At 45.3% G+C, this 21,691-nt stretch carries 15 protein-coding genes; 7 read left to right on the top strand and 8 right to left on the bottom strand.

Features of this window, described 5'->3' with window-relative positions; genetic code table 11:
• The first annotated feature begins 183 nt into the window (after positions 1-183).
• The 4 genes from AC1DFM_RS02435 to AC1DFM_RS02420 all read left to right on the top strand — a co-directional run bounded on the left by AC1DFM_RS02435 (position 184) and on the right by AC1DFM_RS02420 (position 4,752).
• The gene (locus tag AC1DFM_RS02435; RefSeq protein ID WP_477075139.1) at positions 184-825 is read left to right on the top strand and encodes an O-methyltransferase; all 642 of its coding nucleotides are present in this window, start codon (positions 184-186) and stop codon (positions 823-825) included.
• A 24-nt stretch (positions 826-849) separates the two neighbouring features.
• Positions 850-2,310, top strand: a complete 1,461-nt coding sequence (locus AC1DFM_RS02430; RefSeq protein WP_477075138.1) for a glucosaminidase domain-containing protein — start codon at positions 850-852, stop codon at positions 2,308-2,310.
• A gap of 53 nt (positions 2,311-2,363) precedes the next feature.
• Positions 2,364-2,900 (top strand): hypoxanthine phosphoribosyltransferase, encoded by a 537-nt coding sequence (gene hpt / locus AC1DFM_RS02425; protein ID WP_477075137.1) that lies wholly within the window; start codon positions 2,364-2,366, stop codon positions 2,898-2,900.
• Positions 2,901-3,006: 106 nt separating this feature from the next.
• Positions 3,007-4,752: a YfbK domain-containing protein gene (locus tag AC1DFM_RS02420; RefSeq protein ID WP_477075136.1), complete on the top strand. Its 1,746-nt coding sequence runs from the start codon at positions 3,007-3,009 to the stop codon at positions 4,750-4,752.
• A 4-nt stretch (positions 4,753-4,756) separates the two neighbouring features.
• Here AC1DFM_RS02420 and AC1DFM_RS02415 read toward each other — a convergent pair whose 3' ends face one another.
• From AC1DFM_RS02415 to AC1DFM_RS02405, 3 genes are all read right to left on the bottom strand, one after another.
• Positions 4,757-5,698, bottom strand: coding sequence for a class I SAM-dependent methyltransferase (locus AC1DFM_RS02415; RefSeq protein WP_477075135.1), 942 nt, complete (start codon positions 5,696-5,698; stop codon positions 4,757-4,759).
• A gap of 136 nt (positions 5,699-5,834) precedes the next feature.
• Positions 5,835-7,007, bottom strand: a complete 1,173-nt coding sequence (gene dnaJ / locus AC1DFM_RS02410; protein WP_477075134.1) for a molecular chaperone DnaJ — start codon at positions 7,005-7,007, stop codon at positions 5,835-5,837.
• Between the two features lie 111 nt (positions 7,008-7,118).
• Positions 7,119-7,694 carry a nucleotide exchange factor GrpE gene (locus AC1DFM_RS02405; protein WP_291922922.1) on the bottom strand — a complete coding sequence of 192 codons (576 nt, stop codon included), beginning with the start codon at positions 7,692-7,694 and terminating at the stop codon, positions 7,119-7,121.
• A gap of 176 nt (positions 7,695-7,870) precedes the next feature.
• Between AC1DFM_RS02405 and AC1DFM_RS02400 the strand changes: the two genes are divergently transcribed.
• Entirely contained in the window at positions 7,871-9,043 is a 1,173-nt protein-coding gene (locus AC1DFM_RS02400; protein ID WP_477075133.1) for a class I SAM-dependent rRNA methyltransferase, read from the top strand.
• Positions 9,044-9,125: 82 nt separating this feature from the next.
• On the opposite strand, the gene AC1DFM_RS02395 is transcribed toward AC1DFM_RS02400, so the two are convergent.
• From AC1DFM_RS02395 to AC1DFM_RS02380, 4 genes are all read right to left on the bottom strand, one after another.
• The gene (locus AC1DFM_RS02395; protein WP_477075132.1) at positions 9,126-9,368 is read right to left on the bottom strand and encodes a T9SS type A sorting domain-containing protein; all 243 of its coding nucleotides are present in this window, start codon (positions 9,366-9,368) and stop codon (positions 9,126-9,128) included.
• A 307-nt stretch (positions 9,369-9,675) separates the two neighbouring features.
• Complete coding sequence (locus AC1DFM_RS02390) at positions 9,676-10,707, bottom strand: PorP/SprF family type IX secretion system membrane protein (protein WP_477075131.1); 1,032 nt, start codon at positions 10,705-10,707, stop codon at positions 9,676-9,678.
• An 18-nt stretch (positions 10,708-10,725) separates the two neighbouring features.
• Positions 10,726-13,578, bottom strand: a complete 2,853-nt coding sequence (locus tag AC1DFM_RS02385) for a PKD domain-containing protein (RefSeq protein WP_477075130.1) — start codon at positions 13,576-13,578, stop codon at positions 10,726-10,728.
• Positions 13,579-13,730: 152 nt separating this feature from the next.
• Positions 13,731-18,605, bottom strand: a complete 4,875-nt coding sequence (locus AC1DFM_RS02380) for a PKD domain-containing protein (RefSeq protein ID WP_477075129.1) — start codon at positions 18,603-18,605, stop codon at positions 13,731-13,733.
• 128 nt (positions 18,606-18,733) lie between these two features.
• Between AC1DFM_RS02380 and AC1DFM_RS02375 the strand changes: the two genes are divergently transcribed.
• Entirely contained in the window at positions 18,734-19,318 is a 585-nt protein-coding gene (locus AC1DFM_RS02375) for a methyltransferase domain-containing protein (protein ID WP_477075128.1), read from the top strand.
• Complete coding sequence (locus AC1DFM_RS02370; RefSeq protein WP_477075127.1) at positions 19,315-20,007, top strand: rhodanese-like domain-containing protein; 693 nt, start codon at positions 19,315-19,317, stop codon at positions 20,005-20,007. Before AC1DFM_RS02375 ends, AC1DFM_RS02370 begins: the two co-directional genes overlap by 4 nt.
• Before the next feature lie 123 nt (positions 20,008-20,130).
• Here the strand turns inward: AC1DFM_RS02370 and AC1DFM_RS02365 are convergent, their stop codons facing one another.
• A complete protein-coding gene (locus tag AC1DFM_RS02365; protein WP_477075126.1) occupies positions 20,131-21,645 on the bottom strand; it encodes a carboxypeptidase M32 in 1,515 nt (504 codons plus the stop codon).
• Between the last annotated feature and the right edge of the window lie 46 nt (positions 21,646-21,691).

Here is a 21,691-nt window from a genome sequence, read left to right as displayed (position 1 = left end):
GATATTATATTCGTGTCATTCACTGGCTACAATAGCTTTTTGCCTTCGGCTTTTAGCTTTCTGCTTCAATAAATGCTTGAAAACTACGTTTATGTATATATTAAACGTATATCCGTGCTGGTCTTCACCGCTTTCCGCCTTCTGCTTGCGGGTTTTTCCTTAGCTTTGCAGAAATTTTAATACATGGAGCTCATTCTGGCAGCAGCAGAAGCTTATTCAGAAAAATATACCAGTGCAGAAAGTGAATTGATGTATCGGTTGAATCGGGAAACACACCTGAAGGTAGAACTGCCGCACATGCTAAGTGGGCAGGTGCAGGGGCGATTTCTGAGTATGGTGAGCCACATGATCCGTCCACGGCGTATCCTGGAACTGGGTACCTATACCGGGTATTCCGCGATCTGTCTGGCAGAAGGATTGGCCACCGATGGCATTTTGCATACTGTGGATATCAATGAAGAACTGGAAACCCTTTGCCATCAGTATTTTGAGGCAAGTGGTTATGCAGATAAGATAAAAATGCACATAGGCAAGGCCGCCGACATCATTGAACAACTGGACGAAGTATTTGACCTGGTATTCATTGATGCAGACAAATCCGGCTATGAGCATTACTACGATCAGGTTTGGGACAAATTACGTCCCGGTGGTTTTATCCTGGCAGACAATGTACTCTATCACGGACAGGTGCTGGCGCCTGAAAATGAACAGGGACGCCAGGCAAAGGCAATGATCAGTTTTTGTGAGAAGGTGTTGGCAGATGATCGCGCCGAACAGGTATTACTCACCATCCGCGATGGTGTCCTGATGATCAGGAAGAAATAACATGCCCATTAAATCCGAAAATACATGCAAGTAAGAAAATTCTTATTGGTAGTCAGTTTTCTTATTGGCTTCGTTTCCATGCTGCAGGGGCAAACCATGACCACCCCGCAGTATATTGCCACCTATAAAAACTTAGCCATTGAGGAAATGCGCCGCTCCGGCGTACCTGCCGCCATTAAACTGGCGCAGGGCATTATTGAAACCCAGTCCGGCAACGGTACCTTGTGTTTACAGTCTAATAACCACTTCGGTATTAAATGTAAAAATACCTGGACAGGAAAAACCATCAAATACGATGATGATGCTGCTCAGGAATGTTTCCGGGTATACGACAGTGCAAAAGATTCTTATCGGGATCACTCCGACTTTTTGCGTAACAACCCCCGTTATGCATTTCTTTTCCAGTTTGATGGAGATGATTATAAATCCTGGGCTTTTGGCTTAAAACAAGCCGGATATGCCACCAATAAAACGTATCCGCAGCAGCTGATTAAAGTAATTGAGGACTATAACCTGCAGCAATACACGATGATTGCGATGGGGAAAGCGCCAGCTACCACCATCGATCAAACAGACTACGCAGAAGTAACACCTAAGCGCGAAGAGAAAGCTTCTTCCGGAAAAAATCATCATAACAACAACTATAATAAACCAGTTGCCGGCAACTTCCCTAAAGGGATATTTGAAATTAATGGCCGCAAAGCCGTTTTCGTAAAAGCGGGTACTTCCCTGATCCAGGTAGCCGATCAGCGTAATATGCGCCTTCGCAAACTGGTTCGCTTCAACGATCTTGAAAATGATAATCCGCCTGCAAAAGACATGATTATCTTCCTGCAGAAGAAGAGCAAGCGTGGTAGCAAAGAGTTTCACCCGGTAGTAAATGGGGAAACTATGCACGATGTAGCCCAGGCCGAAGGCATTCAGCTCAGATGGCTGCGCCGCCGCAATAAAATGAATGAAGGTGAGGAACCTGCCGCCGGACAACGCCTGACCCTGGACGGATTCGCCAATAACGCCCCCCGTTTAGCTAAAAATACACGCGTATTGAAGGAGGAAGACCAGGAACCACCAGAAGACTTTTCTCCCCGTAAAGCACTGGAAGGCATCAAAGAAGAGGTAGCCAAAAATGCATCTGGCGCCACTTCAGTACCAGACAACAAACCCATACAACCTACCCAGCAACCTAAGGGAGGCGTACCGGTTGCCATGATAGAAGACCTGAAGAAGGCGGGTGAAGTAACTACCACTGGTAGTACCACCACACCAAAGGCCTCCATGCCGCAGCCCACACCGGCCCCGGCTACACCTAAGCCAGCTCCGGCCCCGGCTCCAAAAGCAGGCACACTATACCATGATGTGCAGCCCAAGGAAACACTGTATGGTATTGCTAAAATGTACAACCGGTCAGTAACACAGTTACAGGAATGGAATAATTTGCAGGGCTTCGATATCAAAATCGGTCAGCGCCTGTTGGTAAATAAATAAGCAGCGATCTTTTTGGCGCTTATAATTGTTAAATAAGGAAATGTAGATGTATTATGTCCGTAATTAAGGTGCACGACAAGCAGTTTCAGCCCTATATCCCTGCTGCAGAATTGCAGCAGCGTATTAAGGAAATGGCCGAACAAATTAATAAAGACCTGGAGGGAGAGCGCCCTTTGTTTATTGCCATACTGAACGGCTCTTTCATGTTTGCCGCAGATATGTTTAAATATCTCACGATTGATGCGGAGATATCTTTTATTAAACTGGCGTCTTATAAAGGCACCAAATCAACTGGTAATGTAGTACAGGCGATCGGGTTAGATGAAGATCTCTTTGGCCGTACGGTGGTAATTCTGGAAGATATTGTGGATACCGGTAAAACCCTGAGCCAGTTCCTTCCTCAGCTGGAACACCAGCAGCCTAAGAAGCTGATTGTGGCTTCCCTGCTTACCAAGCCGGATGCCATGGTGCATCCTATCAAAATTGATTACCTGGGCTTTTCTGTACCGAATAAGTTCCTGTTGGGATATGGCCTCGACTACGATGGTTTGGGCCGCAATTTACCGGCTATTTATCAGCTGGTAGAGTAGCTATTCGCAAAAGATCACGAAGGAGTAAAGCCGCAATAGAGTCAACAGTACCCTTGCTGCTTTGCTCCTTTGTTGCTTTCTGCGGGAAAAAATATTATATTAATACATGCGGAAGTTCCTTTTACTCTTACTTTTCTGGGGTGGAGGGCTGCAAGCGCAAACAATCTGGGTATCGGGAGCGGTCGAAGACAGTATATCACATCGCCCCGTTTCCGGCGTACAGGTGAAGGTGATAAATGACACCACCAATGTGGTCACAAACGCTTTCGGTCTTTTTAAAATTGTCATCCCCACGGCAACTGCCCGGTTATTGCTGATACAAAACGGTTATCTGCCCAAAGAGATAACGGTGAGTAAGTACGACAGATTGTTGATAACGTTATCGCCCCTACGAAAAGACACTGATCCCATTGCACTCGCCAAGGCGAGGTCAAAAATGCTGCATAGCAGTAACCCCAACTACGGGAATACCAGTATGGGGATACATTCTTTTTACAACGAAACCTACGGTACTACTTACGAAAATAAGTTTGTGCGCACGGAAAGTCATCCGTTGTCTACTTTCGCTATTGATGTTGACAGGGCCGCCTATAGTAACATTCGCCGCTTCCTGCGGCAGAAAGAACCGGTGCCGGTAGATGCCGTAAGGATTGAAGAAATGGTTAACTACTTCCATTACGAGTATCCGTTGCCGTTACCCGGGCAGGATATGGCGCTGTATAGTCATTACACTACCTGTCCCTGGGAAACCAGTCACCGGCTGCTACAGATTGCCATCCGGGCCCGCGCATTGGAAACAGACAGCTTTCCCACCAGTAACCTGGTGTTCCTGATAGATGTTTCGGGCTCTATGGGCACCCCTAATAAATTGCCCCTGTTACAGGCAGCATTCCGCATATTGGTCAATAATCTCCGTCCCACGGACAAAGTAGCTATCGTTGCCTATGCAGGTGAACCGGGTGTGCTACTGCCTGCTACGAAAGGGGATCGGAAAGCCAAAATCCTGAATGCAATTGATAACCTCAGTGCCGGCGGCTCTACGGCCGGTGAGGCGGCCATTAAAATGGCTTATCGTATTGCAACGGAGCAATATATTCCCGACGGCAACAACCGCGTTATATTGGCCACTGATGGCGATTTTAACGTAGGCCTCAGTAGTGATGAAGAAATGGAACAACTTATTCTCCAGCAAAAAGAAAGCGGCGTACTGCTCACCTGCCTGGGATTTGGGATGAAGAATTATAAAGACTCCAAGCTGCAATCCCTTTCCAGTAAAGGGAATGGTAATTTTGCGTATATAGATGATCTGGAAGAAGCCAATAAAATATTTTCCCGTGAATTCGGAAGCACCCTGTTCACCATTGCCCGCGATGTGCAATCGGAAGTATGTTTTAATCCTGCCCTGGTAAAATCGTATAGGCTTATTGGTTATGAGAATAAAGTGTTGCCGGCTGATACGTCCATTAAAACGGAATACAGTGGAGGTATCATTGGTAGCGGGCATTGCTCCGTAGCCTTATATGAAATTGTGCCCACAACAGCCGCTGTCCATACAGATACGGTATTAGCGCATGTGAAAATCAGTTATCGGGCACCACAGGATACCACCATTCAATACCTGTCTGGTAATATCCCGGCGATATGTGAAAGTTTTGAGGATGCTTCTGCTGATTGTCGTTTCGCTACGGCTGTAGCTTTATTAGGGATGGTATTACGTAAATCGGCCTACTGTGGTAAGGGAGATACTGATATGGTGATGGAGATAGCCCGTAATGCCCTTGGTAAAGACGAGGGGCATTACAGGGAGGATTTTTTGAAGTTGGTGAAAATGATACGTAAAGCAAAGCGTTAGCACCTTACTTAGTTAACCGGTAACATTTTCTGATCAGCTTCTGTTGAAAGTCAAATGGGAGTGTTTGATTGGTAATATCCTTGATACTGGCGGCATTGATCTTTTCGGTATCCATCACAAACCGGCGATAGTTATTACTGAAATATACCACCCCCTCTTTTTTCGTTGCCAGCAATACTTTATTGAGCATGTCCACATGGTCCCGTTGTATATCCAGGAAGTCTTTCATGCGTTTGCTGTTGGAGAAAGTGGGAGGGTCAATGATCACTACATCAAAAGTATTCAGCTTCAGGGTATCGAGGTATTGCAATACATCGGCGTGCACGAAAGTATGTTTGGGGCTATCGAATCCGTTGAGGCGCATATTTTCCTCAGCCCAGGCCAGGTAGGTTTTGGAGAGATCTACGGACGTTACTTCTGCAGCACCTCCTGCGGCCGCATACACGGAAAATGATCCGGTATAACAGAACAGGTTGAGTACTTTTTTATCTTTCACTTCATTTCTTACCATTCCCCGCGTAATGCGATGGTCGAGAAACAGGCCGGTATCCAGGTAATCGGAGAGGTTCACTTTGAACTGGAGTCCTGCTTCATGGGCAGTCATGATATGACTTTCCAGGCTGAGTTTTTCGTATTGACTTTGCCGGTTTTCCTTGCGTTGGCGTTGTTTAACCCAGATTTTATTGGGGGCTACGTCCAGTACTTTACTGATTAGTTCCAGGCAGGTATCCAGCCATTCCTCATGGGCATCTTCTTCCATACCGTGCCGGCGATTGTATTCAGCAATGTATACGTGGTCTTCATATATTTCGATGCTGAATGGGAATTCAGGAATATCGTCATCATATACCCGGTAGCAGGTAATATTTTGCCGTCTGGCCAGTTTGGAAATATGCCGGAATACTTTCGTCAACCGGTTTTCGAACATCTGCAGTTTTGAGTCCATTGTTTCTATTCTATGAAAGCATCAAGCAAAAAGCGCAAAGCAAAAAGCTATTTTCGGGGATGATCATGCGGGAGATTGTACTCCTTTGTCATCATCCGCGAAAATAGCTTTTTGCTTTATGCTTTCAGCTTTCCGCTCAACTAAAAATGTCTCTTACTTTCTCGAAAAATCCTTTTTCAGATTTTTCAGGATTAGGTTTAAAGTTGTCGGAGGCTTGTAATTTATCGAGCATTGCTTTTTCTTCTGCGCTCACGGTTTGTGGTGTCCATACATTCACATGAATCAGCTGGTCGCCTTTTTCATAGGAATTCACGGAAGGGAATCCTTTGCCTTTCAGGCGGAATATTTTACCACTTTGTGTACCGGCAGGAATTTTTATTTTGGCTTTACCGTCGATGGTAGGCACTTCCAGGGAGGTACCGTATACCGCATCGGGGAAGGAGATGTGCAGATCGTAGGCTACGTTGAGGCCATCGCGTTGCAGTTCCGGATGTGGTTCTTCTTCGATGAGAATGAGCAGATCGCCGGGGGCGCCGCCTCTTTCACCTGCATTACCTTTTCCGCTCATGCTCAGTTGCATGCCTTCCTGTACGCCTGCCGGGATGTCGATGCTCACCATTTCTTCACCGTACATACGACCTTCACCTTTACAGTGGCCGCATTTGCTGGTAATGATCTGGCCTTCACCATGACAGGTAGGGCAGGTAGTAACGGTTTGCATTTGTCCGAGGAAAGTTTGTGTTACTTTCCGTACCTGGCCGGAACCGCCACAGGTATTACAGGACTGGAATGCGTTTTTATCTTTAGCACCCAGGCCGCCACAGTGTTGGCAGGGTACATATTTTTTTACTTTGATTTTTTTGTTGGCACCTTTTGCGATTTCTTCGTAGGTGAGACGGATTTTTACCCGGAGGTTAGAACCACGGGTACCGCGTCCACGGCGGTTTCCACCACCACGAGCACCACCGCCACCGAAGAAGCTGCCGAAAATATCGTCGTTACCGAAAATATCACCGAAGTTGGAGAAGATGTCATCCATATTCATTCCACCTCCGCCATATCCACCACCACCACGGTTGCCATTCATGCCGGCATGGCCAAAACGATCGTATTGTGCTCTTTTATCAGGATCACTCAATACTTCATAAGCTTCAGCTGCTTCTTTGAATTTATCTTCTGCCTCTTTGTTATTCGGGTTGCGGTCAGGGTGAAACTGCATGGCTACTTTACGGTAAGCCTTTTTAATTTCATCCTGGGAAGCAGATTTGGCAACAACCAGTATTTCGTAATAATCTCTCTTGGTAGACATTATAATAATCACTTAATGCTGGTGCAAAGCACCAGCTTTTGTTTCGGTAAAAAAATTGTTTTACGTCAGCTTAGCATAGGCAATCATTAGAAATTATGCCACATCGTCATTTTATTTGCCGACAATTACCTTAGCATGACGAATTAATTTGTCATTCAGGTAATAACCAGGCTGCAAAACGTCTACTACCTGACCAACCAGCTCTGGTGTAGGTGCAGGTATTTCAGTGATTGCTTCCTGTAAATCCGGATCAAATGGGGTGTGGATACTCTCCATTGGCTTCAGTCCTTTCGCTTGCAGGGTATTCTTCAGTTTATTGAACACCAGCAGCGTACCATCTTTTACTGCAGCAAGATCTGTGGCTGTTTCCAGTTGTTTGGTAGCCCGCTCGCTATCATCCAGTACATCCAGCAAAGATATGATAAGTTCTTTACTGGCAGTTTGCATCAGTTCAATGCGCTCTCTGGCAGTTCTTTTACGATAGTTGTCAAATTCAGCTTGCAGTCTGAGATATTTGTCGCGTATTTCGTTTATTTCCTGTTCTTTCTTCTCCAGTTCTGTTACTTCATCTGACTCATTATTCGTATTTGAACTTTCGTTTATATTTTCTTCTGGCATGCCTTTTTCGTTTTCGCTACCAGCGTTAGCCTGTCCGTTTGTCTGCATGTCTTTTTCGTTTTCTGTCATAATATGTAATAATTGTCTGCAGGGTTTACCAGTCAATTTCTTTGCCAACCGCGGTTTAGCGGACAAAAAGGCAGAATTGAACCAGCTATCAGCTATTAGCCCTGATTTATATTAGCCCTGCTAAAAGCGAGTAGCTAACTGCTAAATAGCTACCTTTGCCCCTCGAAATACAATAAATGACTAAAGTTTTTTTAAAGAAGCAGATACAAAACAGGGTATTACAAGGGCATCCCTGGATTTTTGGCAATGAAGTAGCCGAAATAAAAGGAGATGTAAATCCCGGTGATATTGTAGATGTATATACGCATAAAGGTTTTTTCCTGGGGCGCGGTTATATCAATCCTCAATCCCAGATACTCGTACGCCTGCTGACCCGCGATAAGAACGAAGAAATAAATCCTGAATTCTTTTACCGCCGCCTGTTGAAATGCTGGGAATACCGGCAGAAATTGGGCTATGTGGAGAACTGCCGCCTCGTATACGGAGAAGCGGACGACTTGCCAGCACTGGTAATAGACAAGTTCAACGATTACTTTGTGATCCAGACCTTGGCATTGGGTATGGAAAAGTGGAAAGACGCCATTGTAGACGCTATCAACCGCATTTTCTCACCTAAAGGCATCTACGAAAGAAATGATGTGCCAGTAAGAGAACTGGAAGGTATGACGCAGCAGAAAGGCTTTCTCAGCGCGCCTTTTGATACCAACCTGGTGATTAATGAAAACGGATTGAAATTTCATGTAGACGTTGTAAATGGGCAGAAAACCGGCTATTTCCTGGATCAGCAGGACAACCGTCGTGAAATTAAACATATCGTAAAAGGAGCGGACGTAATGGAATCATTTTGCTATACCGGTACTTTCTCCTGCCACGCTGGATTCTATGGCGCTAAAAGCGTACTGGGACTCGATATTTCAGAAACTGCTGTTGCTACTGCCCGCAAAAATGCGGAGCTCAACAATCTGCAGGACATCTGTCAATTCCAGGCGGTGAATGCTTTTGATCAGCTGAAACAATGGACGAAGGAAGAGAAGAAGTTTGATGTAGTCATCCTGGACCCACCAGCATTTACCAAAAGCCGCGAGAATATCCAGAAAGCAGTCACCGGCTACAAAGAAATCAATCTCCGTGGTATGAAACTGCTGAAGCCAGGCGGATTCCTCGTTACCGCTTCCTGCACCAACCTGGTATCACCGGATTTATTCCTGCAAACTATTGACGCCGCCGCAAAAGATGCGAAGAAAAGATTGCGTCAGGTCACCTTCCAGACGCAGGCGCAAGACCATCCGATTTTAAGAAATATTGAGAATACCACTTATCTGAAATTCCTGATTGTAGAAGTATCCTGATAAGTATCTCATCAAAATAAAAAAGGAAAAGTCACGATGTGAATCGTGACTTTTCCTTTTTTATTTTGATGCCAGATGTAAACTATTTGACGACGTTAAATTTCCCTGATTCTATAAGGTTGCCTCGCTGATCACGTAACTGGAAAATGTAGATGCCATTGTAGTAGTTATCTAAATTCATGGTAGTACGTGAACCCACACCTTTTAACTGATCAATTTTCTTTCCCAGAAAATTATATACAATAAGATCGTATACCTGATCGTTATTGTTTTGTTGAATGACGAAATTGATAATTGATGTAGCAGGATTAGGATACAACTTCACTATTTTGCTCGCGTTTTTAACTCCCCCATCCTGAGGTTGGGATTTTTCGCTTTGAGCCTTGCTAACGAGAGAGAGCAAGCTGAAAACCGTTATGAGAATTAGGGTAGAGGTTTTCCACATAGTATTATAAAAATAAAGTTTTTTTCAAATATTTCCTAATTTTTGTTTGATAAAATCAGCTCATCTAAGCCTGGTCCTTCACACATAAAAATAACAAACAGCCTGCCATTTTGTTACCTTTTCCTCCATTTTTATGTAAATTTTAACGCTTGACAACTATTTTTATAAACAATTGATTTTTAATTACTTAGAATCTTGGACAGTTCACACTTTCCAGTGTAGTGTTCCGGCTGTTCAGGAAACCTTTGAAAACCAATGAAATTTCAAAGCCTCCGAATGTCTGACTGGCGGTCCGTAATTTTGAGATATTGGCGTCATAACTCATTCCTATCTCATATTTATCCATATCAATTTTGATGGTCGGAACAATGGCGTCATTCCATCTAAGGAAGAGTCCGCCATAAATGGCACGGGTCGATTCCAGCCCCTGATCCATTAATCCATATCCTATCAGTGCGCCACCAATATATTCAGAATAGGTACCCTGATGTAGCTGATTGTAATGCGCAATTACTTTCACCCTATCGTCCACCGGTATGGTAATGCCTGCATTAAAAGTCAGCTTGGGCTGCATTTCAATATTCTGGTCCCGATAGAAGGAGATCTTTGCCCTGTTGAAATGGAAGTAGCCTGCGCCGATAAAATAGTTTACATCTTCCCTAATCACACTGTTATAACTCAATCCCACACCCGCATCCAGGTAGCTATAGCCTTTAAAGGCCAGCTTGCCTTCTTCTCCGGTAGGCGCTGCCGGATCAAAACGGCCATTGGTATATTGGTTATTAAATGTCATGTTAGTTGGGTCGAACTGGCGCTGCACAAAGCCGCCCATAAAGCCTAACGAGAGGAAACTGCTTTTATCCTCGTTGAGCGACTTATGATAGTTAACAGCCGGGAATATTTGTGTAGACTGTAATCTGGACGTACCTGCCCGGTCGTAGGTGAGCTGCAGACCCGTCGTCACGTAATCGTTGCTGCGGCCTACGGGAAATTTTATTTCCCCGCTCGCAGTACCGGTTTGGTAAGGAATGGTAACACTGTTCCACTGATTACGATAAACAGCCTGCACACGTACATCTCCGTTGAAAATGCCTATTAACGCGGGATTGCGTAGTATAGGTGTCTCATAGAACTGTGAGAGATGTATATCCTGTGCATACAATGGTGTTGCTCCTGTTATGCAAACGATGGCCAGTAATATGCGGTATACGGTTTTCATGTTAGCCAGGTTAAATAATTATCTGAGTAATGTTACATTGCCTTTCAGCTGGAAAAAATCGTTGGTGTCACAATAGGCTTCGATGAAATAAATATATACATCGGCCGCCTGTGGTTTACCGTTGAAAGTACCGTTCCATCCTGCGCTGATATCATCTATATTGATTCTTTCCCGATGAAATACTTCCTGTCCCCAACGGTTGAAAATGCGGAATGATTTAATAAAGCTGATACCTCTGCCACGTGGATAAAACACATCATTTTGTCCATCGCCGTTAGGACTGAAGGTATTGGGAATAAACACCACGTCTGTATTGCAGACCAGGTCTATATTCATCACATCCGTTTTTTTGCAGCCGTACTGATTGGTACCAGTAATGCTGTAAGAAATAGGTTTGCGTATAGCTGCTGTGGTATAAGGTGAAGTGGAATTATCCAGATAATCGTCCGGACTCCATTTCCAGCTTATAATGTCCGGGCTACCGCTGGCCATTAACTTTACCACATCACCTACTGTTACGGTTTGGTCTTTCCCTGCACTGATGGTGGGTACCGGCTTCACAGCCACCTTTACTGATAGCGGTGCACTCATAGGGCAAATAGGATCGTTGGTACCGGTTACCTGGTAAACGATGTCGGTAGAAGGTGTGGCAAAAGGATCTGCAATGGTGTTGTTAGTGAGTCCCGTTACCGGTGTCCAGTTGTAGATGGCGGCGCCTGTAGCCTTCAGCTGGGTAGAAGAGCCATAGCAAACAATTGTATCCGGACTAACGGTGAGATTTACCTTCGGCACAACGGATACATCTGTAGAGTCAGACACCGTACAGCCGTACGCGTTAGATGCCGTTACCAGGTAGCGTGTATTCGTTACCGGTGTAGCTACCGGATTATTGCAGGCCGTACAACTCAGCGACCCGGCCGCGCTCCACTGCACGGTACCATCCGATAAGGCGTTGAGATCAACGCTGTTGCCTTCACATATTTTCGGTTGTTTGGCAGAAGCCTTTACAAACGGTGTGGGATGGATATTGATGGTTTTGCTGATTGAATCCATACAGTTACGCGCATCCGTTACTACCAGTTTGATGAGTTGTCCGCCGGAAGCTGTGTACTTTGTAGCTGGTGGCGTTGTAGCAGTAGACTTTTGTCCGTTGCCTAAATCCCATTTCCAAGCAGCAATAGGAATGTTAGGCGATGGAATCGTGTTATTGATAAAAGATACGGGCTGACCAGCACAGGTAGCGGGACCAGTGGTGAAATCGGCCTGTGGCGCCAGAATGTTGATATCGTTAGGCTTCGTTACAATATCATCGCAATAAGCCGGATCATTATAGTGGATGATCAGCTGATTACTATAGGAACCAGTAGCGCTCCATGTTTTAACATACGTTTGGTTGGTGGTGTTATATATTTCACCATCTCCAAATTGCCAGGTATACCCAGACACCAGCCCCAGTGGCACATTTAATATTTCATAGGTAGCCTTGCTGCCGCGGCAGATAGCGCTTACACCGGCGGTGAAGTCGGCTTTGAAATAATAGATAGTCCGGAAACTGCTGTGGTGGCAGTTGTTGCCATTTTCTCCGATGGTTAAACGCACCGTATAGTTACCTGGTGTGGTATAGTTGTGTACGGCGTCTCTGGTATTTACCAGTGGGCTGTTATCTCCAAAGTCCCATTCATATGTGGTATTGGCGCCAGTACCTATGGAGTTATTGGTAAAAATGAATTTGCTTTTATTGTTGCAGTCGCGTACCGCTGTGAATTGCGACACAGGGCCTGTTACCACTACGGTAGCAGGAGGTGCGGCAGTAAAACAACCATTGCTACCCGCCTTCATTTGAATGGTGAGTGTACCATTGGCATTGAAAGCATGTCTGATATCATTGTTAGTACCTTCTTCGGTGGTGCCATCCCCAAAATTCCAGCTGTAGGTATCCGCATGATTGGCATTGGCTAATAGTCTTACCGGATCACCTACGCAGGTACTGGTGGGCGATACGCTGAAGCTTACATTAGACGGAGGGTTGCCGGTATGTACGTATTTATCAAATGATTTGGTAATGACGCATTGATTTTGTGTAGTAACAGTAATGCCTATATTGTAGGTGCCCGTTTGTGGATAAGCATGACTTACATTGCCGTTAGTGGTGGTTTGTGTATTGCCATCCCCGAAGTTCCAGGCCCAGGAAGTGATAGGGTCGTTAATGCTGTTGGTAGACGTAGCGGTGAATGCAGCAGTAAATGGTACACAACCAGATAGTGGTGCAGACAGCGTAACATCTGGTAAAGAAATATCGATATAAGCAGGTTTCTTTAGTGTAGCCGTACAGCCGTTGCTGTTAGTAACGGATAAGGTAACGTCAAATTTGCCTGCACGGGTATAGTTATGAGAAATATAGGCGTTACTGGTGGTGATAACGGTGCCATCTCCGAAGTCCCAGGTGCGACTGGTAGCATTCAGCGTGGCATCGGTAAAATTGGCGCTGTATAATTTACAGCTTTTGGTAACGTCTGCAGAAAAGGTTACCTGTGGCGTACTACCTACTACAAAGGTGCGAAAATAAGTGCTGGTGGTGGTGCCACCGGTTACTTTATAGGTAGCTTCGAGCGTAATTTTTACAGGACCTCCGGTGTTATAAGTTACTTGAGGATCAGTTTCATGTGACGTTCTCCCATCTCCAAAATCCCAGTTATACGTAAGGGCAGTTCCGGTGCTGGTATTCTTGAGGGTAATGGTGACAGGTGAACACAGGTCGCCCGGAGCAGCCGTATAGGTAAAGTCAGCCTTCTGCGCCAATAGGTTATTTGCCTGCAGCAGAGATATCAGGAGCAGCAATGTACTTAAACACTTTGCCTGTAGGTATTTCATAGGGTACACAGGTTTTCCATTAACTGAATAGCTCCACAAATTAACAAAAATTACATATATAAATTTTTTGATTTTCAGATTTTTTAGCATGGGAGGCGTTTTATGCCTGTCAGGGCATAAAACACCTTATACAGTATGTTGAAAATCAGCGGTTACCTGATCAGGGTCACGTTGCCCTTCAGCAGGTTAACGGCTCCCTTATCGCACACTACTTCTACATAATACACAAACACATCAGGATTCAACGGCACCCCTTTAAAACGGCCATCCCATCCTTTGGAAGGATCATTGGAGTTAACCCCGCTACGTTCAAATACCAGTTGTCCCCAGCGGTTGAAGATCCTGAACAAACGGATCGTTTGCATTCCCTGTCCGCGCACATAGAACACATCATTTTGCCCGTCGCCGTTAGGGGAGAAGCTATTAGGAATGAAGATGCTGCCTTCATCACATACCAGTTTCAATGAAATATCATCGGAAGCGGTGCACCCGAACTGATTCATCACTTTTACATGATAGGTGATATCATCCGTAGGAGTGGCGGTCGGTGTAAGACAGTCGTAACAACTGAGCCCTTTTACCGGCGTCCATTCAATTTTTATAATGTCTTCACTTCCTTTTACCGGTAACGAAATGATGGAACCGGTGGCGGTAACGATATCCGGTCCTGCATTGATCACCGGAGCGCTACGCACATATATTTTAGCCAGCACGGTATCTGTAAAGCAGGCACTGTTGTTATAGCCTACCACCTTGTAAGTAATATTGCCATCCGGAGTAGCGATAGGATCAGGAATATCGGAACGATTGAGTCCACGGGATGGAATCCACTGGTAGCGCAATGCACCGCCGGCATTCATCTTCACACTTTCGCCTGCACATATTTCCATGTCCTGTGCATAAATATGGAAAGGCTGTGTTACTGTAACTGGTATTTCTGCCTGGTTCGTACAGCCGAATTCGTTAGTAGCCACCACATGATACACCGTGTTCACGTCAGGTGTTACTTTGGGCGAAACGCTGGCAGGATCTGAGATATTATAGTTGGTCCATAGCACTTTGACATTAGCCGTGGTATTGGCCTGTAATTGCAGGCTCGATCCCCGGCAAATGTCGGCAGTTGCAGGAGAGGGATTTAATATAGGCGAAGGGTTTACTACCATGTTAGCGTTGGTGGTAGCCGGACAGGAACCATCTGCATTGGTGATGGTTAAAGTTACGGGTACCGTACCCGGACTATTGAGTGTAATTTCCGGTGGAGTAGGTTGATTAAATGTTTTGTCTGCGCCTACCTGCCATAGCCATTTGGTACCGGGTACATTTTTAGTATCGCTACCCTGCAGTTGTATTTTTCCGGATACGCAAAGTGGCAGAATCGGCGCTATCACGGGCACTGCCTGTGGAGGAATCACCACCGGTAATGTTTTTTCATCTATACATCCATAAGCACTGGTAACTACCAGTTTTACATCTGTGGTCCCCGGTTGTGGATAAGTGAATTTGCCATCTGTTGTGCTGGCGGTGTTATCCGGATTACCAGGCACACCAAAATTCCAGGCATTTGTGAAATCCAGTGCCAGCAAGTTTTTCGTTACCGTTTGACTTTTGTTGGTAAAAGTGACCAATCCTCCGCCACAAACCTGGAAGTCGTTGGTGCTAAAATCGGCGGTTGCTTTATCCACAATAATTTTATCATTTCCGTCAGCTTTCACTACACAGCCTTCATTGTCCAGCAGGGATACCCTCGGGTAATAAATGCCTGGTTTCACGTAAGTATGTGAAGGAGAAACAGGGGTAGTGGAAGTGAGTACGGTGCCATCATCAAAATCCCACATGTAGCTGTCTGTTTTTACAGAAGTAGCAGTGATGCTAACATCCATAGGTACACAACCTTGTGTAGGCGTGGTTTTCATAGTGCCATCAGGACCTTTGATGGTAATGGGTAAGGTACTGGTGCTGGAACATCCGCCTTCTGAATATACTGTTAATACTACATTATAGGTTCTGGCGCGGGCGTAAATATGTACGTCGGGATCGTTTTTAGTAGACGTGCCATTATCTCCAAAATCCCAGTTCGCATTTTTGTAATCGGTGGACGTATTGGTAAACAATACTTTTACCGGCGGACAGAGATCCAGTTTATCCGGAATAGTAAACGATGCTTTGGGATCTGGTACCTTTATCTCATTGATTTTAGTGATTTCATCTATACAACCTGCGGCAGTGGTTACTTTCAGGATGACGTTATAGGTGCCCGGCGCGGTATATATTTTCACCGGTTTGTTACCAGTACCGGTAGTGTGATCACCAAAATCCCAGGCATAGGTTTGAATGTTGCCTTGTGACTGATCTACAAAAGTAAACGACTTATCAAGACATGCAATGTTGGCCGGCACCATGAAATCGGCCTTTACACGATCGAATTGAATCACCTTTTGCACTTTGGAGATACAGCTGAACTGATCTGTTACAGTCAATGATACCGTATAATCGTTTGCGTTAGTATAAGTGTGTTTGATCCCTAACGGTTGGGTGGGATATGTTTCTTTGGCACTACCATCGCCGAAGTCCCATTCCCAGTTGAGTATCTGGTTGCCGGTATTGGTAGTGGATTTATCGGTGAATGTAAATATCTCATCCTTACATCTCTTACCGATATAATCAAAATCAGGATCACTACCGTTTACATCAATGGATATCACGGGAGCATCTTTCACGCAACCATTTTTATCCGTGATGGTGAGTTTAATGTTGAAGGTCCCGGTCTTGTTGTATTGATGTGCTATACCTTTTGTAGGGTCAAAGTTATAGGCTGGGATGGCCTGTATTGCACTCCCATCTCCCCAATCCCATTTATACTCATTGATGTTATTATTATTCAGAGGCCCCAGACTGATATTTATTTTTTCCGTTTTACAGATCCGTGGTTTATCAGAAGTGATCAGTGGTTTTTCATCTATAATATTGACTGACAAAGAATAAGTATTGGTACAGGTACCATTGTCGATAGTCAGTTTCACCTGTTTGATACCAGTGGTTTTGTAAATGAAATCAGGGCTTTGATCGGTAGACGTGGCGCCGTTTTCCCCGAATTCCCATAGCCATGTTTTTACAGCAGTAGGAATAGGTCCAAAGGTGGAGTTGTCGGTAAACTTACGGTGATATGGATCGATACAATCCGGTGCAGTGGTGAAACGCGCGATGGGCGGAATAATCTGGATATAATTTCTTTTGATCAGCTGCTCGCGGCAGCCGTTATTATTTACTTCCAGGATCACATCATGGCTGCCAATTTCATTGAACTGATGGTTAGGATTTTCCTGTGTGCTGGTGCTGTTGTCTTGCACAAAAGTCCAGATCCAGGAAGTGCCGCGGGGCACAGATAGGTTGGTGAACTGTACCGGATCTTTCGCGCAGGATTTTAACGGCGTAGCCGTGAAATCCACTACCGGACGAATGCCGGCGGTAATAATCGTTTGGCCGCTGGCGATACAACCACCTGCTGTAGTCACTTTCAGGGTTACAAAGAAGATGCCCTCTTTGGTAAAAATATGTGTAGGCTTTGGAGCAGTAGAAGTAGTACCATCGCCAAAGTCCCACTGATAGCTGGCAATAGGGTCCGGTATATTCACTTCTGCATAAAAATCTACTGATAAAGGCACACATCCTTCCGGCACACTACGATAGATGGAAAGGTCTGGTTTAATGATTTGGATGTAGTTTGCTTTGCTGACGGTTTTGCTACAGCCTAATGCGTTTGTGGCCGTCAGGCTGATGGAATAAGTGCCTTCTTTCGTATAGGTGTGTGCGGGATTCTGCGTAGTTGCGGTAGTACCATCGCCGAAGTTCCAGTTCCACGCAGTAGCATTGGATGATTGTGCATTGAATTGCGTGGTAAAGGGCGTATTACATGCACTGATAGGCGTGGCTATAGGATCAATGTCCGGCGCAGGGTTTACGTGAATAGTTTGTTGTATTTCTTCTGTACAACTACCCAGTGTTGCCTGCATTTTAATGATGTAATCACCGGGAGCGGGGAATTGTTTTGCTGCATCCGTGCTGGTTTGCAGGGTACCGTCCGGAAAGGCCCAGATCACATTATCAGGTGTAGGTTGTGTGGTATTTTTAAACGTAATGGTTTGTCCTGCGCAAAGTGCAGAAAAAGTAAACGCTGGTTTTACTTTTGAGATAACAATGTAATCTGTTTTGGTGAGTGGCGCCGAGCAATTGCCGCTGGTAGTAGCGGTTAATTTCACGGTATATTTTCCTTCTTTGGTATAAGTGTGTTGAGGATTGGCGCCGGTGGTGCCATCGCCGTAATCCCAGGTATACGTTACGGGATCGGGCGAGTTATTCACCGTGCTATTGAAAAAGTTCACGGTGAATGGTGTAGTACAGCTTTGCGTTTTGTCTGCCGTAAAAGAGGGTGTAGGTGCGCTCTGTACTTTTATGGAAACAGGGCCGCCGGTGCTGGAGCATCCCATGCTGTTGGTGACTGCGCTGATAACATTGTAGGTGCCTGCCTGGGTGTAGGTATGTGTGGCATTGGGGCCTATAGCGCCACCACCGTCTCCAAAGTCCCAGGTAATATCTGCAATGCTGCCATCACCGGGTGTGGACTGATCCTGGAAGGAGGCCATATACGGCGCACATCCGTTCACGTTAGGCGTATTGAATTTAGCAGCTGGTTTATTGTACACCTGTATATCCAATTGCTTGACAATGACATTGGTGGCGCTATAGGTAGCCGTCAGTTTCACATGATAGATGCCTGGATTCTGAAAGGTTTTGGAAGGGGTGAGATCGTTGGGAACGTTGGCGCCCAGTCCGAAATCCCATTCAATATTTTGATAGCCGGCATCCAGTGTAGCCGTGAAGTTTACGAGAAACGGAGGACAAGCCGCCAGTTTATCCGCTTTAATGGATACTGATTGCGCATGCGCAGTAAATGCGATCGCCAATATAGGCAGCAGGCTGCAAAAAGTATATCTGATGGCATTCCGCAATTTATAGTGTAGGCTTTTCATGGCATAGGTGGCGTTAAAGCCGTTTCATAGGTATATTCAAAGTATAAAAATAATAATAATGTTTGGAAAACCGATGGTTTTATGTATATGGCTGAATGGCCGTAACTTAGCTGAAAAGAATTCACCAAATGGATAGTCAGTACTGGAATAACAGATATATCAATGGCGAAACCGGGTGGGATATGGGAAAAGTATCGCCACCATTGAAAGCCTATATTGATCAGCTATATAACCGCGATATTCGTATACTCATTCCCGGTGGAGGTAACAGTTATGAGGCGGCTTATCTCGCCGGACAGGCATTCAGTGATGTAACGGTATTGGATATTGCGCCGGTATTGGTGGAAAAATTGCAGAAAACGTTTGCCCGTACCCGTGTGAAAGTATTGGAAGAAGATTTTTTTGCACACACCGGTACTTATGACCTGGTGCTGGAACAAACTTTTTTTTGTGCGCTACCACCTTCACGCAGAGCAGATTACGTGAAACATATGTATTCACTGATTAGATATGGCGGGCATCTGGCGGGTGTATTATTTGATCGCACTTTCCCGCAGGACGGGCCTCCGTTTGGTGGCGATGAAGCCGAATATCGTGAATTATTTTCGCCGTATTTTGATATTAAAACGTTATACCCTTGTTACAATTCACACCCAGCCAGACAAGGAAGTGAGTTGTTTATTAACTTTATGCCAAAACTGAGGAAATTATGAGTAGATACTTATTAGTCGCCCTGGCATTGCTGATGGGGAATTCGTTGATGGCACAGCAAAAGCTGGCCGAAGATGCAGCGGCGTTTGATAAAGATATACAACAGTCTGGCGTTCAGGTATTTGATGTACGTACTGCTGCTGAGTTTAAAACCGGCTATCTGCCACGTGCTCTGCAGGCGGATTATACTAATAAAGAGGAGTTTAATCATAGAGTGCAATACCTGGATAAGCAAAAGCCGGTATACGTGTATTGTTTGAGTGGAGGACGCAGCCATGCAGCGGCGGAGTGGATGAGAACCAATGGTTTTCAGCAGGTGGTAGAATTACAAGGTGGTATTAACGCCTGGAAGCAGGCGGGTAAATCACTGGAAGGTGCGGAGAATAATCAACCACAGCTCACTGTTGCCGACTACAATAAAGGAATTAATGCAAAAGGATTAGTACTAACAGATGTTGGCGCCAAATGGTGTCCACCCTGTAAACAAATGGAGCCGGTGTTGGCGCAGTTTTTTAGTAAGCATCCGGAGGTGAAAAAAGTAGTGGTAGATGGAGGTAAGGACCAGGATGTGATGAAGGCGATTCAATCCAAAGGGCTGCCTACGTTTATTTTTTATAAAGATGGAAAAGAAGTGGGACGGAAGGAAGGTGTGATGACGCTCACGGAGCTGGAGAAATTGTCCGGACTTTAAAGGAGCATAAAGCGGAAAGCATAAAGCAAAAAGCTATTAAAGCGGATGACCAGAGCGGATGAGTAATTTAAATACTCGCTCTGGTCATCCGCTTTAATAGCTTTTTGCTTTATGCTTTCCGCTTTATGCTAAGCGATATATCCCGCTGTATTTCTTTTGCGCATACGCCAGGAAATCACCGAATACCAGTTCTTTTCCGGTTACTTTTTTACATAATTCATTGGAGGTATAGAACCGTCCGAAAGGATGGATATTTGTCCGTAACCATTCCAGCAAAGACTGGTAGTTGCCCGCAGAGATTTGCGCATCCAGTCCCGGTAACTGTTGCTGTGCTGCAGTAAAGAACTGTGCAGCATAGAAGCTACCAAGGGAATAAGTAGGGAAATAACCGAAGCTGCCGTGCGACCAGTGAATATCCTGCAATACACCCTGTACGTCGTCTGGTACAGTTACGTGTAGGTATTGACGGTAGTATTCGTTCCAGGTATGTTTCAGGTCTTTTACATCAATACTTCCGTCGATCAGTCCTTTTTCAATTTCATAACGGATCATGATATGGAAGTGGTAAGTGAGTTCATCTGCTTCGGTGCGGATGAGTGAAGGCTGTACTTTATTGATGGCTTTATAGAAATCAGTAAGTGACACATTTGCCAGGTTTTCCGGGAAAAGCTGTTGCAGGCGGGGATAGTGATGTTGCCAGAAGTTCAGGCTGCGGCCTACGTTGTTTTCCCATAGCCGTGACTGTGACTCGTGTATACCGAGGCTGGTGGCTTCACCGCAGGGGAGACCGTATTGATCAGTGGGCAGGCCTTGCTCATACAGGGCATGTCCGCCTTCATGGATACAGCTCCAGGTCATGTTACCAAAATCATTTTCATCGATGCGGGTGGTTACTCTTACATCTTGTGGATTGAAGCTGGTGGTAAAAGGGTGTTCAGAGATATCCTGGCGGCCTGCCTGCATATCATAGCCCATGTTTTTCAGCAAGTCGATACCGAATTGCCATTGTGTATCGCGGTTATAATGAAGATGCAGAAAGTCTTTGTTGACGGCAGGTTGTTGTTCTATTTGGCTCAGCAGTGGTGACAATGCTGTTTTCACCTCATTGAAAATGGTATCCAGCATGTTGGTGGTGGCGCCTTTTTCATATTCGTTGAGCAGGGCGTTGTAGGGGTGTCCTTCGTAGCCGAGGATATCGGTTTCCTTTTTTTTCAGGGCAATCATTTTGGCCAGCGCTGGTGCGAAGAGGCTATAGTCGTTCGCTTTGCGTGCCTTTATCCAGGCATGATAGCTTTCGTTGGTGACGGTGGACATTTCTGCTACGAAAGCGGCTGGATATTTTTTATTCTTTTCAAAGTCTTCCGTAGAGAGCAATATATTTTTCTGTGCTACCGCATCCACGCTGGTATTGCCTTTGAGGGCCTGGAGTATGGCATCCAGCTCGGGGGCGGTGAATAGTTCGTGGGCGATGGTGCTGAGGGTAGTAATTTGTTGACCGCGGAATGCAGCGCCTTTTTCAGGGAGGTAAGTTTCCTGGTCCCAGCCTAATACGGCCAGGGCATTTCTTACGTCTGCAATTTTTTGCATTTTTATTTTGTAATCCGCATATTGTTCTGCTGTAGATTTGCTTCCGGGCATAAAACTTATTTTTTTGCAAATTTAGTAGATGCCGGGAATGAACCAT

The sequence above is a fragment of the Chitinophaga sp. 05T412 genome (assembly GCF_056396465.1).
Note: the sequence above shows the minus strand (reverse complement) of the source record. Positions and strands in the feature narration are given on the sequence as shown.

Bases quoted from the DNA above. Each gene is read 5' to 3' on its own strand.
- AC1DFM_RS02435 (WP_477075139.1), top strand. From the start codon at position 184: ATGGAGCTCATTCTGGCAGCAGCAGAAGCTTATTCAGAAAAATATACC.
- AC1DFM_RS02430 (WP_477075138.1), top strand. From the start codon at position 850: ATGCAAGTAAGAAAATTCTTATTGGTAGTCAGTTTTCTTATTGGCTTC.
- hpt (WP_477075137.1), top strand. From the start codon at position 2,364: ATGTCCGTAATTAAGGTGCACGACAAGCAGTTTCAGCCCTATATCCCT.
- AC1DFM_RS02420 (WP_477075136.1), top strand. From the start codon at position 3,007: ATGCGGAAGTTCCTTTTACTCTTACTTTTCTGGGGTGGAGGGCTGCAA.
- AC1DFM_RS02415 (WP_477075135.1), bottom strand. From the start codon at position 5,698: ATGGACTCAAAACTGCAGATGTTCGAAAACCGGTTGACGAAAGTATTC.
- dnaJ (WP_477075134.1), bottom strand. From the start codon at position 7,007: ATGTCTACCAAGAGAGATTATTACGAAATACTGGTTGTTGCCAAATCT.
- AC1DFM_RS02405 (WP_291922922.1), bottom strand. From the start codon at position 7,694: ATGACAGAAAACGAAAAAGACATGCAGACAAACGGACAGGCTAACGCT.
- AC1DFM_RS02400 (WP_477075133.1), top strand. From the start codon at position 7,871: ATGACTAAAGTTTTTTTAAAGAAGCAGATACAAAACAGGGTATTACAA.
- AC1DFM_RS02390 (WP_477075131.1), bottom strand. From the start codon at position 10,707: ATGAAAACCGTATACCGCATATTACTGGCCATCGTTTGCATAACAGGA.
- AC1DFM_RS02385 (WP_477075130.1), bottom strand. From the start codon at position 13,578: ATGAAATACCTACAGGCAAAGTGTTTAAGTACATTGCTGCTCCTGATA.
- AC1DFM_RS02380 (WP_477075129.1), bottom strand. From the start codon at position 18,605: ATGAAAAGCCTACACTATAAATTGCGGAATGCCATCAGATATACTTTT.
- AC1DFM_RS02375 (WP_477075128.1), top strand. From the start codon at position 18,734: ATGGATAGTCAGTACTGGAATAACAGATATATCAATGGCGAAACCGGG.
- AC1DFM_RS02370 (WP_477075127.1), top strand. From the start codon at position 19,315: ATGAGTAGATACTTATTAGTCGCCCTGGCATTGCTGATGGGGAATTCG.
- AC1DFM_RS02365 (WP_477075126.1), bottom strand. From the start codon at position 21,645: ATGCCCGGAAGCAAATCTACAGCAGAACAATATGCGGATTACAAAATA.